At 62.9% G+C, this 14,796-nt stretch carries 11 protein-coding genes; 7 read left to right on the plus strand and 4 right to left on the minus strand.

Annotated features, from left to right (window positions below):
- Positions 1-199 precede the first annotated feature (199 nt).
- Positions 200-2,578: a hypothetical protein gene (locus DFO50_RS12815; protein ID WP_028499683.1), complete on the minus strand. Its 2,379-nt coding sequence runs from the start codon at positions 2,576-2,578 to the stop codon at positions 200-202.
- A 263-nt stretch (positions 2,579-2,841) separates the two neighbouring features.
- Here DFO50_RS12815 and DFO50_RS12820 point away from each other — a divergent pair, with 263 nt between their 5' ends.
- Positions 2,842-5,001: an AsmA family protein gene (locus tag DFO50_RS12820; protein WP_112692666.1), complete on the plus strand. Its 2,160-nt coding sequence runs from the start codon at positions 2,842-2,844 to the stop codon at positions 4,999-5,001.
- A 5-nt stretch (positions 5,002-5,006) separates the two neighbouring features.
- On the opposite strand, the gene DFO50_RS12825 is transcribed toward DFO50_RS12820, so the two are convergent.
- A complete protein-coding gene (locus DFO50_RS12825) occupies positions 5,007-7,403 on the minus strand; it encodes a hypothetical protein (RefSeq protein ID WP_146745082.1) in 2,397 nt (798 codons plus the stop codon).
- A gap of 364 nt (positions 7,404-7,767) precedes the next feature.
- Between DFO50_RS12825 and DFO50_RS12830 the strand changes: the two genes are divergently transcribed.
- From DFO50_RS12830 to DFO50_RS12840, 3 genes are all read left to right on the plus strand, one after another.
- Positions 7,768-8,328, plus strand: a complete 561-nt coding sequence (locus tag DFO50_RS12830) for a peptidylprolyl isomerase (RefSeq protein ID WP_028499680.1) — start codon at positions 7,768-7,770, stop codon at positions 8,326-8,328.
- A gap of 21 nt (positions 8,329-8,349) precedes the next feature.
- The gene (locus DFO50_RS12835) at positions 8,350-8,856 is read left to right on the plus strand and encodes a peptidylprolyl isomerase (RefSeq protein WP_028499679.1); all 507 of its coding nucleotides are present in this window, start codon (positions 8,350-8,352) and stop codon (positions 8,854-8,856) included.
- Positions 8,857-9,004: 148 nt separating this feature from the next.
- Positions 9,005-9,757 carry a UDP-2,3-diacylglucosamine diphosphatase gene (locus DFO50_RS12840; protein WP_112692668.1) on the plus strand — a complete coding sequence of 251 codons (753 nt, stop codon included), beginning with the start codon at positions 9,005-9,007 and terminating at the stop codon, positions 9,755-9,757.
- Here DFO50_RS12840 and DFO50_RS12845 read toward each other — a convergent pair.
- Together DFO50_RS12845 and DFO50_RS12850 are read right to left on the minus strand one after the other, a co-directional pair.
- On the minus strand, positions 9,741-11,180 hold the full coding sequence (locus DFO50_RS12845; RefSeq protein ID WP_112692669.1) for a YdiU family protein: 1,440 nt from the start codon (positions 11,178-11,180) through the stop codon (positions 9,741-9,743). The genes DFO50_RS12840 and DFO50_RS12845 overlap by 17 nt on opposite strands.
- Before the next feature lie 74 nt (positions 11,181-11,254).
- Positions 11,255-12,163, minus strand: coding sequence for a LysR family transcriptional regulator (locus DFO50_RS12850; protein ID WP_107889939.1), 909 nt, complete (start codon positions 12,161-12,163; stop codon positions 11,255-11,257).
- 321 nt (positions 12,164-12,484) lie between these two features.
- Here DFO50_RS12850 and DFO50_RS12855 point away from each other — a divergent pair, with 321 nt between their 5' ends.
- The 3 genes from DFO50_RS12855 to DFO50_RS12865 all read left to right on the plus strand — a co-directional run.
- Positions 12,485-12,799 carry a DUF485 domain-containing protein gene (locus tag DFO50_RS12855; RefSeq protein WP_028499675.1) on the plus strand — a complete coding sequence of 105 codons (315 nt, stop codon included), beginning with the start codon at positions 12,485-12,487 and terminating at the stop codon, positions 12,797-12,799.
- Entirely contained in the window at positions 12,796-14,472 is a 1,677-nt protein-coding gene (locus DFO50_RS12860; RefSeq protein WP_028499674.1) for a cation acetate symporter, read from the plus strand. Before DFO50_RS12855 ends, DFO50_RS12860 begins: the two co-directional genes overlap by 4 nt.
- Before the next feature lie 129 nt (positions 14,473-14,601).
- Positions 14,602-14,796, plus strand: a 195-nt coding sequence (locus tag DFO50_RS12865; RefSeq protein WP_146745083.1) for an acetyl-coenzyme A synthetase N-terminal domain-containing protein, incomplete at its 3' end; no start/stop codon positions are given.

A 14,796-nucleotide genomic window follows, 5' to 3' on the forward strand; every position in this document is an offset into this window, starting at 1 on the left:
TGAGGGAGAGACAGGAATTAATTTCCCGCGCACAGCAACATTGCCTCCATGCAGAGACCATAACCAATATCGACCCGCCGTGTGATTAACTCACACGACCACCTTAATATCATCAATACGGCGCAGGCAAATCACAAACCGCAAACAACTTCATCGTGTGGTTTTTTTATCGCAACGGGTCCGCGCTGTGCGGGAATACTCACAGATCGTCCAGCAGGCGGAAGCCCAGTCCCGCATGCAGGCTGGCGGATGGCGGCGTGACGGCGTGGGCGGCGAGGGTCCGGACCCCTCTGGCCATGCACAAGCGGATGAATTCGGTCAGCGCCCGCCGGCCGGCACCGCGCACACTGTATGCCGTATAAGGCGGCAATACGCTGTCTGGCCGGGACAACACGTATTCGACCGTGGCCTGCCCGCCGTTCAGCGTCCCCTGCACGAGTGATGCCAGGCGGTCCTGGTAGTACACCGCCACCAGCACCCTGCCCGGGGCAAGGGGCGGCCTCATTTCCAGCAACAGGTTAGACGTCAGCGAGCTGCCCCAGTGCGCCAGCCGAGAGGTCGCCATCCCCGGGGGGCGCCCCGCCGCCCCTTCTTCCTCGCTGTCCGAATCGTCGCTGAGGGCGCTGCCTGCGGCGCCATAGGCCGCCAGCCACCCTTCCAGCGTCGAAGTCACTTCGCGATAGGCCGGATCCTGCAGCCTGCTTTGGTCGAAAACCGCCACGCGGAAATCGGCCGGCGCTTCGACCCAGTTGCCTTGTCGCCACAGCCGGGGAGAATCAGGCAGGGGGGTGAAACGGGTTACATCAAGTTCATAGCGGCCAATGGCGGCAGGGGTGTCCGGCGTAACCACGATCGGCTGGAACTGGTCAGTCACATTCCCGGAGGGGAAGTCGTCAGGAATCAGCCTTCCGTACGAGGACGAATAGAACAGTGATGCCGCCACGTCATGAGCATGTCTGATCTGGGCCAGCCGTTCGCGCTGGGTGGCGTACAGGTTCTGCACCCGCTCGATCAAGCGGGCAATCTCGGCCGGATTCATGCCGGTGTGTTGTTCCACCGTGCCATGCCGGATGATGCGATCGATCACGCCATTGAAGAACGCCACATCCCACCGGGCTCCGTAGAGGCGATGAAATACGGTCAGGATGTCCAGCGTCCAGTACGCGCACGCGGCAGGATCGCCGTCGAGGCCGCGCCGCATGAAGCGCCTCGGCATCAGGATGCGCTCCACCGTGATTCCGCACGCGCGCGACGTACCGTACAGCAGGAAGGGGTCCTGCCGGTCGGTGAAGAGTTCCCGGACCCGGGTCAGCGGGGGGATGACCGGCTGCACGTGGTTGCTGCGGCCGAGCGGCGAGAGGTCGCCGGCGACGTGCAGCAGCATGGCGTTGCGCGGCGGCATGTCACCCTTTATATAGCGATGGATCGCTTCGGGCTGGTTGCACTTCCCCTGCACCACGTAGTTGAAGATGGCCAGCAGCGGATTGGCATAGCACAGCGCCAGGCCATAGGAACGGTAGGCCCTTTTCGGCCCGGTTCCCACGGCGAATGACAGGCTCGCCAGCCGGACGTCAGGGCTGTGCGACAGGATGGTGAAGGTTTCTGGCACGACCCCGTCCGGCTTTGTGCCGTTGAACAGCTCGGCCAGTGGCGAGGCACGCAGCAGCTGCCGGTTCGCGCCGAGTTCCAGGACCTGATAGCGCAGGGCCCGTTCCCCTTCGCGCTCGAAAGCCAGGGTCAGGAAGCGGGTTGCCGGATCGAGTGCGTGCGGCTGGCCGACGGGGGGCGAGAGCGAGCCGTGGCCCCGGCCGAGTCGCCCGCGATCAAGGCTGAAACGGAGCGGGAAGCGCCCGGCATGGGTGATTTCCATCCAGGATGTCGGGCGGCGGATGCTGAACGTGAACTGAAAGGTCTTGATGTCGAAGAACGCGTGGTTCCAGAGTTCGCCGTAAATGGCATCTATCGCATAGCTGTCGGTTTCGCCGAGCGGGCACTCGCGATGGCAGCCGATCCTTGTCCGGGCCACGTCGAACTGGCGCAGGCCAGGCCGTGCCGGCACGGCCAGATCCGCCCCCGGCGGGTTGAAGACGATGCTGCCGCGTGCCGGATCGCGGCCGGATGCGTAGACCCTCAGTCCCTGGGGAATGCTGACCGAGGCGATCTTCCCGCCGGACCCCGCCGTCAGCGCCAGCGGACTGCCGGGCTCGCGACACTGTGCCGGCCCGACCGACTTCGGCTGTGCGTAGAAGCAGGCTTGCGGTACCAGAAAGGCGGAAGCGACCCTGCCCGACACAGCCAGTTCGCCATTGCGGGTCAGGATCCGGTATGGCGGCTGGTACAGCCGGTTCGGCGACAGGTACAGTTTGGCATTCCCGCCGACGTGGAGGTGGTTGACCACGCCGGCAGTCCATTGCCGCCGGCCCCGTGCCGCCTCCAGGTCGAACAGTGGGTCCTCCTCCGTCACGCAGCGACCGGCACTGGCGCCCAGCAGGCAGGCAAACGGCTCGCCGGCGCCGGCGCCGGGGGCCACCATGATCAATGCAATAATGGTTTTCCATTCAGCCAGAAAATGCCGCATGCCCAGCCTCCATCACGGTTTTCACCTCGATGGCATGACGCTATGGCAAGCGCGCCGGCAGGACAAATTCGCGTGCCATCCCGCGCGTTCCTGTGGTTTCGGTGGCCTGCCCGGGCTGCCCGGCATGCATGGGCAGGCCCGGATCTGTTAGAATCGCGGCTTGCCGTTGGCTGCCCTGGCGCGCCGACTCTTCACGGCCCAGCGCCCATCGGGACCGGACCGGATTTCCCACTGACCCACACTGACCGCAATTGCGACACCTGATGAATTTCAACTCTGGTCGCTTCTGGCTGAAAACCGCGGTTTATGCGCTGCTGACAACTGTTATCGCCGGCCTGGCGGTTTTCCTGCTGCTGCTGTGGCAATTCGACAGCGATGCCGCTCGCCGCGAGCTTGAACACGCCTTTGCCGCCCAGGGCCGCACGCTGAAGGTCAGCGGCCCGGTTTCCCCGCTGTTCTGGCCGCGTCCCGGGATCGCGGTCGACAATGTGTCGCTGAGCGAGGCGGACGGCCACAGCGATTTTGCCGCCATGCGCCGGATCGAGCTGCGCTTCGCCTGGCTGCCCTTGCTGCAAAAGCACTATCTGGTCAGGCAGGTGCGCCTGCTCGGCGTCGATGCGACCGTCATCCGGCGCCCGGACGGCACGATGAACATTGCCGACCTGTTCGATGCCCGGCAGCAGAACGAACGCGTGCACGTCAAGCTGGACGATCTGTCCATTGCCGATGGCGACATCAGCTGGCGCGACGAGATTTCCGGACGCAAGGGCCGGCTGACCGCCCTGCGTCTTGATGCAGGCAATATGGAAGACAGCGGCGAGATCGAGGTGTCGACGCAACTGGCCTGGGACGGCCGCCAGTTCGATCTGCATGGCAAGCTGCCGGTCTCGATCGCCGACGACCAGGTCCGCGTCGACGGTTTCGCGCTCGATGCCAGAACCCACCTGCCCCGCATGCAGGTGCTGTCGGCACAGCTGACCGGCAGCCTGATGCTGAACCAGGCAAGGGGACTGCTTGAGGCCAGCCAGCTGGAACTCAAGCTGGAAACCGCCAAACCCGCCGCCACCGCCGTCATCCGCGCGCCGAAACTGGACCTGTCCGCCGACGGCATCTTTGCGCCGTCGGTGCGCTTTGCGCTGAACCTGGGCGACCAGGAAACCCACTATCTGCTGGACGGCCAGGCCAGCAATGTCCGCTCGGCCAACGGCCGGAGCCAGGCGCAGAATATTGCCGGCAACTTCCAGTGGGAAAACGGCAAGAACCGGCTGAAGGTCGAGTATTCGGCACCGGCCGTGATGGACGGTCTGTCGTCGCTCCGGCTGCAACCGGCCGGTGTGCGCGCCGCGCTGAGCACGCCCTACCTGCCGCGCGGCGTGATCCGCACCGAGCTGACCGGCCAGATTGACGCCGACCTGCAGGCGGAAACGCTGCAGTCCCGCCTCAGCGGTCTGTTCGACGGGGCCCGGCTCGATCTGGACATCCGCCAGAAGAGCTTTACCAGGCCGCATCACGACGTCTCGCTGACGCTGGCCCGGCTCGACCTGAACCGCTACCTGCCGGCGCAGGACGGGCCGCTGGCCCCGCTGCTGCGTTCCAGCCAGAAGATCAACCTCGACTGGCTGTCCGATGTCGATCTGAACGGCCGGGTCGCCATCGGCCAGTTCGACGTCGGCCGTTTCTCGGTGCAGCAGGTCGACATGGATGTCAGGGCGAGCAGCACCGGCGTCGACATCAACCGCTTTACCGCCCAGATCTACCAGGGGGTGCTCGCCGGTACGCTGAGCATCAGCAACGACGCCACGCCATCGCTGCACATCGACCAGAAGCTGTCGCACATGAATGTGCATCCTCTGCTGAAGGACCTGTTCGACTTCAGCCGCATCGAAGGGCGCGGCAACGGTGCCGCCGACCTGACGGCCAGCGGGCGCACGTTCGACGAGCTGCGCAGCACGCTGGGCGGCACACTGTCAGTCAGCCTGTCCGAGGGTGCGCTGACCGGCATCAATCTGGTCGAAGCACTGAAGAACCTGCCGGCCGAGCTGTCGCAATGGGGCACGCAGACCATCGCCAGCGACCTGAAGCAGAAGACGCCGTTCCAGCGGCTGTCGGCAAGCTTTGCGTTCGACAAGGGCGTCGGCCGCAATCACGACCTGAAGCTGGCCTCACCACTGATCGACCTCAATGGCCAGGGCAAGCTCGATCTGAGCCAGAACATCGTCGACTATGCATTCAATGTGCGCGCCAATCCGGTAGAGTTCCCGAAACTCAAGGGACTGAATGTACCGATCAAGATCACCGGTGCCCTGCCCGCCCCGACCTACGCGCTGGACTTCAATGCCCTGGTCAAGGACAAGAAAACCGATGCTGAAAAGCAGCAGGTCCTGAAGGACCAGCTGACGCGCCCGCTGCAGGTGTTGAAATAAGCCGCCTACAGTTCATCTGCCAGCCGGAAACCAAGCCGGGCATGCATTGTGGCTGACGGTGGCGTGACGGCACGGGCGGCAATGCTTCTGACATTGCGTGCCCGGCACAGCGCAATGAATGCCTCCAGCGCCCGGCTGCCACCGCCACGCAGGCTGCTTTCGGTGTACGGCTTGAGCACGCTTTGCGGGTGGGAGACGATCGAGATGACCTCGCCGGCGTCCCCCCTGATTTCCCCAAGCAACATGCTGACCAGACGGCCGCGGAAATAGACAGCCACGACATGGGATCCCAGCCTGAAACCCTGCGTGGCTTCCTGGACAAACGTCGTTGACAACGCATACCCCCAGCGTCGCAATGAGATCGGCAGCTGTGATGGCACGGCAGCCATCCCCACGGTGGCATTATCGTCAAACCGGGAGGCCCAGGACTGCAGTTCGACATAGAGCGCAGCAAAGGCCGGATTGCTGCGCCTTGCCAGCGAGGCCGGAAACACGGTCGTGGTGAAATCCTGATCGGTCGCAACCCAGTGCCGGCCCTGCCACCGCCTCGGAGGGATCGTCCTGGCCACACTGTGCTGGAGGTCCAGCCGGTACTCGCCAAGCGGGGCATGTACCATCTCGGCATCTGACGGGGCCATGTCCGGCGCCTCCCCGCCCGGGTCGGACACGTCCTCCGGATTCAAGACCCGAAGCGCCGAGGCATAGTACAGGGAGGCCGCGCTGGAATAAGCCAGGATGGCAGTCCCTATGGTATCCACGTCCTGCTGCCGTGCTGATGCCAGTACCAGGCTGACCAGATGTTGCTCTGCCTGCGGCTCGCTGCTCGCATGACCGGTCGAGCCGGTTTCGATGATGTTGGCGATCACCCTGTTGAACAGGGAGGCATCCCGGGTATCACCGAACACCTGGTTGAAGGCACTCAGGATATCTTGCGTCCGGACAAGGCAATGGTGGTCCGTGCCGCGTTTCACCACGCGGCCCGCATCGCGAGATACCAGCACGATTTCCATCGGCAGTCTGCATGCCCGCGCTATGCCGTAGGCCTGGAATTGATTACGCCCGTTCATCAGGATTTCGCTGGTTTTGCTGAAAGCCGGCATGCCATGCCGAACGGACGTGTCTCTCGGTTTTGCGTCGGCGTCGCCGGCGACATGAAGCATCAGCGCTTTCCGCGGAATGACCATGCCTTTCAGATAGCGATACAGCCGATCCGGCTGATTGCACACCCCGCTGGTCACATAATTATATATAGCCAGAATGGGCATGAGATAACATATGGTCATACCGGCTGCAGAGCGTTTTTTGTCCTTTTCAGGCTTTACCATTACCGCAAAAGTCAGGTTTTCAATCTGCACATCCTGACTTCTTGATTTGATGGTAAAGGTGCTCCTTGTGGACGGGTCATTCTTTATCTCACCGTTCACCGGCGCGTAATTCGGGAATTTTGAAAAAATGGGCGACACACCCAGCATTTTCTTGCTGTGGTCAAGCCCAATAACCTGATAGCGAATATATTCATTGGTAATCAGTTCAATCGCAAGCGACAGATACCGGACATCACTGGCGATGGATACCGAGGAAAATTGTGCACGATTCGCACCTGCGTGATAAATGTACAGCACACCGCCATGCAGCACGAAACTGACGCCGCCATGGCCATCCAGCGAGACCTCGAACATGGAGCCTCGCCCGGTCCTGAAGGTGAACTGGAATGTTTTTCTGTCAAAAAGCGGGCCATTCCACATGTCGCCAAAAATGGCATCGAGTGCATAGCTGTCCGAAACCCCGATGGGGCAGCCGCGATCGCAGCCAACGCGGGTCCGGGCCACTTTTATTTTCCGGATACTGTCCTGCTGCCCGTTCGCGGCCAGGGTTGCCATGTCCACATCGCTGTCGTCGTATGCATACCAGCGCTCCGCCCGCGTACCTATCCGGTCATACGATGCATAAACCCGGATTCCCTTTGGGATACGGATCGAGGATGTTTTTCTGTCCATACTGGACGGCATGGCCATATCTGCACCCGGCTCGCTGCAAAGGCTGAGTCCCTGCTGCCGTTCATGCTGAAAAAAGCAGGCGCGGGGCACCATGTAGAAGGACAGCGCTTTCCTTGCCAGGCTATCCCGCTTCGTGACGTATGTACTGCTGTCGATGGCCGCCAATGGCTGCATGAATCGGCCCTGGCCATACAGATAGACTTTGGCATCACCATTGACAATCAGCCGTTTTTCCTTTTCCTTTCCCTTGAAATGGCGGGCCAGAACAGGATTGGATACCAGATCCAGCGTTGGACTTTCTCCTGCGATGCAGATATTTGAATCTGCAGTGGCCAGGCAGGCACTCTGCATTGTGCCTGCGCTGGCGATCGCCGGCAGGCAGGCTGCGGCCATGACGCCAGTCATGATTCGGCAAATCATATCGGATACCTTGTAGGTGGCCTACATCATTGCCTGCGCAGGATTTTCAATGAGAGGTGACACAAATGGAAATTCAGGCGCCACTTGAACCTGCAGCGATGACTGAACAGGCAAACGCAGCCCCCGAATTTATCCTTGGCCTTCGGAAAAGACCCTACTCCGCGAAAAACGGCATGGCAAATGACTCAGCCATTACTGTGGTTTTTATGATCTGCCGCCGCCGGCCGTCATCCACCCCGGCAGTGGCCGGCCAGTGATTTTGTCGCGAAAACCCCGCGCGGCCGACAGGAAGAAAAGGGCCAACGTGCTAGAATTCGGCACTCAAGTACAACGCCAGCAAGGACTCTTGATGAAAACCACGCTTGTCGCGCTCGCGCTGGGCCTGTGCTCACTGACGGCGCTGGCCGCCAACCCGCATGTTGCGTTGAAGACCAGCCAGGGTACGGTCGAAGTCGAGCTCTATCCGGAGCAGGCGCCGAAGACTGTCGCCAACTTTACCCAGTATGTGAAAGACGGCTTCTATGACGGCACGCAGTTTCATCGCGTGATCGACGGTTTCATGGTCCAGGGCGGCGGCTTTGACCGCACGTTCAAGGAAAAGCCGACCCGTGCACCGATTCCGAACGAAGCCAATAATGGCCTGAAGAACGAGCTCGGCACGCTAGCCATGGCCCGCACTTCGGACCCGAACTCGGCCAGCGCCCAGTTCTTCATCAATGTGGCTGACAACGCCTTTCTCAACTACCGGGCACCGACCACGCAAGGCTATGGCTATGCCGTGTTCGGCCGCGTGGTCAAGGGCATGGATGTCGTGAACCGCATCGCCAAAAGCAGGACGACCCGGCAGGGCATGTATCAGGATGTGCCGGCCACGCCGGTCCTGATCGAAAAAGCCACGCTGCTTCCGTAATTTCTCCCAGGAAAGACTGTAATGATCAAGCTGACCACCAACTTCGGCGTCATCACTCTGCAACTGTTCGCCGACAAAGCGCCGAAGACCGTTGCCAACTTCGAGCAGTATGTGCGCGACGGCCATTTCGATGGCACCGTGTTCCATCGCATCATCAACGGCTTCATGATCCAGGGCGGCGGTTTCGCTGCCGGCATGGTGCAGAAGCCGACCCGCGAACCGATCGAGAACGAGGCCGCCAACGGTCTGTCGAACAAGATCTACACCGTGGCCATGGCCCGCACCAGCGCCCCGCACTCGGCGTCGGCGCAGTTCTTCATCAATGTGGCCGACAACGATTTCCTCGACTTCAAGAGCGCGGATGCACAGGGTTTCGGCTACTGCGTGTTCGGTGAAGTGGTCGATGGCAAGGACGTGGTCGACAATATCAAGACGGTCAAGACCGGCCGCCGCGGCATGCACCAGGATGTGCCGCTGGAAGACGTCGTGGTCGAAAAGGCCGAAGTGGTCGAAGCCGCCGCGGCCTGATCCGCCCGGCCGGAACGGCGCAGGCGCCTGGCCCGCGCCGTTCCGGCTGCTGATGAAGGCGGGTCCGACGGCTGCCATGGCGCCGGTGCCTGCCCGCTGCGCCCGCTCTTCCAACCCGCATGGCACCCCTTGCCGGACCGCACCCTACGTGGCCACCCTTTTCCTGTCCGACCTGCACCTGTCTGCCGATACTCCGGCCTTCAATGACCGTTTCACCGCCCTGCTCGGCGAAGCCAGCGGGCGCATCGACGCGCTCTACCTGCTTGGCGACCTGTTCGATGCCTGGCTGGGCGACGACGACGACACGCCCTTCTCCAGTGACCTGCAGGCGCGTCTGGCCGCCTTTACCGCCATCACGCCGGTCCGGGTCATGAACGGCAACCGCGATTTCCTGATCGGCCGGCGCTTTGCCGCCCGGACAGGGGTCTGCCTGCTCGACGATCCGGCCACCGTCACCCTGTACGACCGCCGCTACCTGCTCAGCCACGGCGACAGCCTGTGCACCGATGATGTCGCCTACCAGCGCTACCGTGCCGCCATCCGCCGTCCTGCTCGGCGCTGGTTGCTGGAACACCTGCCGTTGTCCATTCGTCGCGCCATCGCCCGTACGCTGCGCGCACGCAGCCAGGCCGACAAGGCAGGCAAGCCGGCCGCGATCATGGACGTCAATGCCGGCGCCGTGGCCAGCCTGCTGGCAGCGCATCCCGGGGCCACGCTGATCCATGGCCATACCCATCGCCCGGGTCACCACTATCACCGTGTCGGACGCGACCAGCGCGAGCGCTGGGTGCTGCCGGACTGGCGTCCCGGTCAGATGGGCGGTTTGTGGGTCGATGCCGGCGGCCCGCGCTTCAGCGCCGATCCACTCGCCGATCTGGCCGCACTCAGCTCGAACAACTGACCGACAGCCCGTCGGCCCAGTCCGGCGGCAGACCGGCCCAGGCCTCGTCGCCGATGCCGTCGGTGTATGGCCGGGCCAGCGCCGCAGCCAGCGCCTCCATCAGCGAGAAATCATCCTGTTCCGCCGCCCGGATCGCCGCCTCGGCCATCCAGTTGCGCAGCACGATGCGCGGGTTGACCGCCTGCATCGCCCGGCCGCGTGCGGCCGCGTCACCGTGCAGGCGGCGGCGATAGTCGGCGGCCCAGCGATCAAAGCGCTCGCGATCGACAAACAGGTCACGAACCGCCTCATTGCGCTGCGCGGCAAAATCACCCAGCCGGCGCCAGAACAGCGTCCAGTCGGTCCGCTCGGCATTCATCTGTTCGAGCAGCGCCGTCAGCAGCGGCCAGTCCCGCTCGTCCTCCCAGTCGGCAAGACCCAGCTTGGCGGCAAAGCGCGCGGCCAGTGCGGTCTCGAACAGCCCGGTATAGCGTGCCAGCGCGGCTTCCAGCCCGGCCTGCCCGGTCAGCGGCAGCAGGGCGCTGGCCAGGCAGGCCAGATTCCACTGGCCGATGCCGGGCTGGCGGTCCCACGCATAGCGGCCGGACGGATCGGAGTGGTTGCAGATGTGGCCGGCATCGAAACCATCCAGAAAGCCGAACGGTCCATAGTCGAGCGTCAGGCCGAGGATGGACATATTGTCGGTATTCATCACCCCGTGACAGAAGCCGACCACCTGCCAGTCGGCCATCAGCGTCGCCGTGCGGGCCACCACCTCGCCGAACAGCGCCAGCACCGGGTCGGCATGGGCGCGGCAGGCAGGGAAATGGCGGTCGATCACATGGTCGGCCAGTGCACGCAACGCATCCAGCCGGCCGTGATGGGCAAAGAACTCGAAGTGGCCGAAGCGAATGAAGCTTGGTGACACCCGGGTCACCACCGCCGTCGTTTCCATCCGCTCGCGCCGTGCCCTGGCCGGCGAGGTCACCATGGCCAGGGCCCGCGTGGTCGGGATGCCCAGCCCGTGCATCGCTTCGGAACACAGGTATTCACGAATAGACGAACGCAGCACGGCCCGGCCGTCACCCATGCGCGAATACGGCGTCTGCCCGGCTCCTTTCAGCTGGATTTCCTGCGGGCCGTCCGCGCTGTCGACCTCACCGAGCAGCAAGGCCCGGCCATCGCCAAGCTGTGGCACCCACACACCGAACTGATGGCCGGCGTAGACCGTGGCCACCGCTTCTCCGCCGGCATTGCCGGCCAGCAGGGCGACCGTATCCACCGCGTCGGCCGTCGGCGCGTCAATGCCGAGCGACGCGGCCAGTGCGGTGTTGGCGATCGCCAGCCGCGGCGACGGCAGCGGGGTCGGCAATACCCGGCGGGCGAATTCGGCATGCACCGCGGCATGGCGGGAAGGAAGCAGGCGCTGTTGCAGGGTCGGCATGGCGATAACGGCTGAGGGAAAGCGGCCAGCATACGGCCTGCGCTGCCGGGGCGAAATTCACACCGCCAGCAGGGTTATGGCTGCGCCCCGGGAGCAGGCACGCCCAGACCGCGCCATTCGCTGGCCAGTTCGACGCGCAACGCATCGATGACCGGATCGCCATCGCGATCAGCCGGATAGATGAACTGCAGTTCGGCAGTCTTGACCACATCGGGCACCAGATAGCCCATGCCGTCGGCGTCGGCGCGAATGGCATCGTCCTCGCGCATCAGCACTGCACCGATACCGACCGACATCAGCGTCGCCATGATCGGGACATGGTCGACGTCGATCAGTTTTTTCGGGGCAATATTGAGTTCGCGCCACAATTCGCTACAGAGCTTGTTGAAACTCGACAGCGACGACATGCCGACCCACGGAATCTTGCCCAGCGCCTTCGGCCCGCCACTTTCGATCCGTTCGCGCCAGCCGTTCGGCACCATGACCCGGAAGCGGATGTCGGCCAGGTGCACGGTATTGACGTTCACATACGGGTTCTTGCCGATATAGAAGCCGGCGTCGATTTCCTTCTTGCGCACCTGGTTCAGAATGACGCCGGTCACGTTGTGACGGATCTGGATATCCAGCAGCGGGTATTTTTCCACCAGCGACGCAATCCACGGCCCGATATGCAGCATTTCCGGCGTGGTGATGGTGCCGATGATGGCCCGTCCCGCCAACTGGCCTTTCAGCCCGCGCGCGTGGTTCAGCAGATCGCGGCTGGACGTCAGGATCGACTGGGCCCGCGGCAGCAATTCCTCGCCGGCCCGCGTCAGCCGGACACCACCGGCGCTGCGGTCGAACAGCGGCATGCCCATGTCTTCTTCCAGCGCCTTGATCTGTGCGGTAACGGCTGGCTGGCTCAGGTGCAGCAGTTCGGCGGCCTGGGTCAGGTGTCCCTGCTGGGCCACGGTGACAAAGGTGCGCAATTGATAGAGTTCCATCTACTCCTCCTGGTCTGGCTGGCCGCCGCCCACGTCACCAGGGCGACGAAAAGCGACGCTCATTCCCAATTATTGACCTTGATTCTACAGGGGTCATGACAAGCGACAGCAGTAAATTAGAGCAAAAGTTCCAATTTTTCTCGCACTTCCCAGTGTCATTAACAGCCCGCAAAGCCTTGCCAGTACTGGGTTTGTGCACCACAGCATCAGTCTGCGTGATTTTCTGCATCAAAAATTGCGATTGGAGGCTGACGTCAACGTCAACGTACATTCCATTGCGTGCCGGACCTTCGCTGTCCGCGCCACCCAAAGGAGGAAACGATGAACAACGACGAAGTCCTAAAACGGGTACAACAAAACCCGAAGTTCGCAGAGCTGGTGCACAAGAAAACCAGCTTCGGCTGGGCGCTCTCGATCGCCATGCTGGTCATTTACTACGGCTTCATCCTGATTCTGGCTTTTTCGCCGCATACGCTCGGCACGCCCATCAGCAGCAGCGGCGTGACCACCTGGGGCATCCCGGTGGGTATCGGCATCATTCTGTCGGCTTTCGTCCTGACCGGCATCTATGTGCGCCGGGCGAATACCGAGTTCGACCAGCTCAATCAGCAAATTGTCGATGAGGTGAACGCATGAAACAACGCTGGCTTTCCATTCTGGGAGGGGGTGCCATCGCCCTGCTCCCGCTCGCCGCGCTTGCCGCCGGCGCGATCGAAGGTGACGTGAAGCAGCAACCGCTGAACATGCACGCCATCATCATGTTCTTCGTGTTTGTCGCGTTCACGCTGGGCATCACCTACTGGGCTGCCCGCCGCACGCGTTCTGCGTCCGACTTCTATGCAGCCGGTGGCGGCATCACCGGCTTCCAGAACGGACTCGCCATCGCTGGCGACTACATGTCCGCCGCGTCCTTCCTCGGCATTTCCGCCATGGTGTACACCTCCGGCTATGACGGCCTGATCTACTCGATGGGCTTCCTGGTCGGCTGGCCGGTGATTCTGTTCCTGATCGCGGAGCGGCTGCGCAACCTCGGCAAATACACGTTTGCCGACGTCGCCAGCTACCGCCTGCAGCAGACCCCGGTCCGCTCGCTGGCCGCGACCGGCACGCTGATCGTGGTGTCGATCTACCTGATCGCGCAGATGGTCGGTGCCGGCAAGCTGATCCAGTTGCTGTTCGGCATGAACTACTCGTCGGCCGTGGTCATGGTCGGCGTGCTGATGGTCCTGTACGTGACCTTCGGCGGCATGCTGGCCACCACCTGGGTGCAGATCATCAAGGCGATCATGCTGCTGTCCGGTGCAACCTTCATGGCGGTCATGGTGCTGGCCTACGTCGGCTTCAGCCCCGAGGCGCTGTTCGCCAAGTCGGTCGAAGTCCACAGCAAGCATCTGGCGATCATGGAACCGGGCCAGCTGGTGTCCAACCCGATCGACGCGATCTCGCTCGGCATCGCCCTGATGTTCGGTACCGCAGGCCTGCCGCACATCCTGATGCGCTTCTTCACGGTGAAGAACGCCAAGGAAGCACGCAAGTCGGTGTTCTACGCGACGGGCTTCATCGGCTACTTCTACATCCTGACCTTCATCATCGGCTTCGGCGCGATCCTGCTGGTCGGCACCAACCCGAACTTCTTCGAAGGCGGCAATCTGGGCGGCAAGCTGCTGGGCGGTGCGAACATGGCGGCGGTCCACCTGGCCGATGCCGTGGGCGGCGACCTGTTCCTCGGCTTCATCTCGGCGGTGGCATTCGCGACGATTCTTGCTGTGGTGTCGGGTCTGGCCCTGTCCGGTGCCTCGGCGGTGTCGCATGACCTGTACGCCAGCGTGTTCAAGAAGGGCAAGGCCAACGAAGCGGACGAAATCCGTGTGTCGAAGATCACCACCCTGGTGCTCGGCGTGCTGTCGATCATCCTCGGCATCGCCTTCGAAACGCAGAACGTCGCCTTCATGGTCGGCCTGGCCTTCTCGGTCGCCGCATCGGCCAACTTCCCGATCCTGTTCCTGTCCATGTTCTGGAAGGGCCTGACCACCCGCGGTGCCGTGCTCGGCGGTGCCATCGGTCTGGTCTCGGCCGTGGTCATGATCCTGCTCGGGCCGACGGTCTGGGTCGATGTGCTGAAGCATGACGCCCCGCTGTTCCCGTTCAAGAACCCGGCCCTGTTCTCGATGACCCTGGCGTTCCTGAGCACCTGGCTCATCTCGGTCCTCGACAACTCGCGTACCGCGAACGAAGAACGTGCCAGGTTTGACGCCCAGTTCGTGCGGGCCATGACCGGCATCGGCGCCACCGGCGCATCCAAGCACTAAAGCAAGTCACCCGCCCGGAAACGGGCGGGGCCTTCCCGGCCACCACCGGGGAGGCGGCAGTCCGGGTCGGGGAAGCCCCAACCCGGACTGCCCCACACCAGTCTCACAGATGTCCAAGGAGAATCAGCCATGTCCACCATCGAATCCGTACTCAAGGAAACCCGCAGTTTCGCGCCGATCGACGCTTTCCGTCAGAACGCCACCCTGTCCGGCATGGAGGCATACAACACCGTCTGCGAACGCGCGAACAACGATTACGAAGGCTTCTGGGCCGACCTGGCCCGCGAACTGCTGAGCTGGCACAAGCCGTTCACCCGCACCTTC

The organism is Microvirgula sp. AG722 (genome assembly GCF_003269145.1).
Classification (GTDB): Bacteria; Pseudomonadota; Gammaproteobacteria; order Burkholderiales; family Aquaspirillaceae; genus Microvirgula; species Microvirgula aerodenitrificans.

Excerpts from the sequence above, each read along its gene's own strand:
- DFO50_RS12860 (WP_028499674.1), top strand. The coding sequence starts at position 12,796 with ATGAAACAACGCTGGCTTTCCATTCTGGGAGGGGGTGCCATCGCCCTG.
- DFO50_RS12830 (WP_028499680.1), top strand. The coding sequence starts at position 7,768 with ATGAAAACCACGCTTGTCGCGCTCGCGCTGGGCCTGTGCTCACTGACG.
- DFO50_RS12855 (WP_028499675.1), top strand. The coding sequence starts at position 12,485 with ATGAACAACGACGAAGTCCTAAAACGGGTACAACAAAACCCGAAGTTC.
- DFO50_RS12845 (WP_112692669.1), bottom strand. The coding sequence starts at position 11,180 with ATGCCGACCCTGCAACAGCGCCTGCTTCCTTCCCGCCATGCCGCGGTG.
- DFO50_RS12835 (WP_028499679.1), top strand. The coding sequence starts at position 8,350 with ATGATCAAGCTGACCACCAACTTCGGCGTCATCACTCTGCAACTGTTC.
- DFO50_RS12820 (WP_112692666.1), top strand. The coding sequence starts at position 2,842 with ATGAATTTCAACTCTGGTCGCTTCTGGCTGAAAACCGCGGTTTATGCG.
- DFO50_RS12815 (WP_028499683.1), bottom strand. The coding sequence starts at position 2,578 with ATGCGGCATTTTCTGGCTGAATGGAAAACCATTATTGCATTGATCATG.
- DFO50_RS12825 (WP_146745082.1), bottom strand. The coding sequence starts at position 7,403 with ATGACTGGCGTCATGGCCGCAGCCTGCCTGCCGGCGATCGCCAGCGCA.
- DFO50_RS12850 (WP_107889939.1), bottom strand. The coding sequence starts at position 12,163 with ATGGAACTCTATCAATTGCGCACCTTTGTCACCGTGGCCCAGCAGGGA.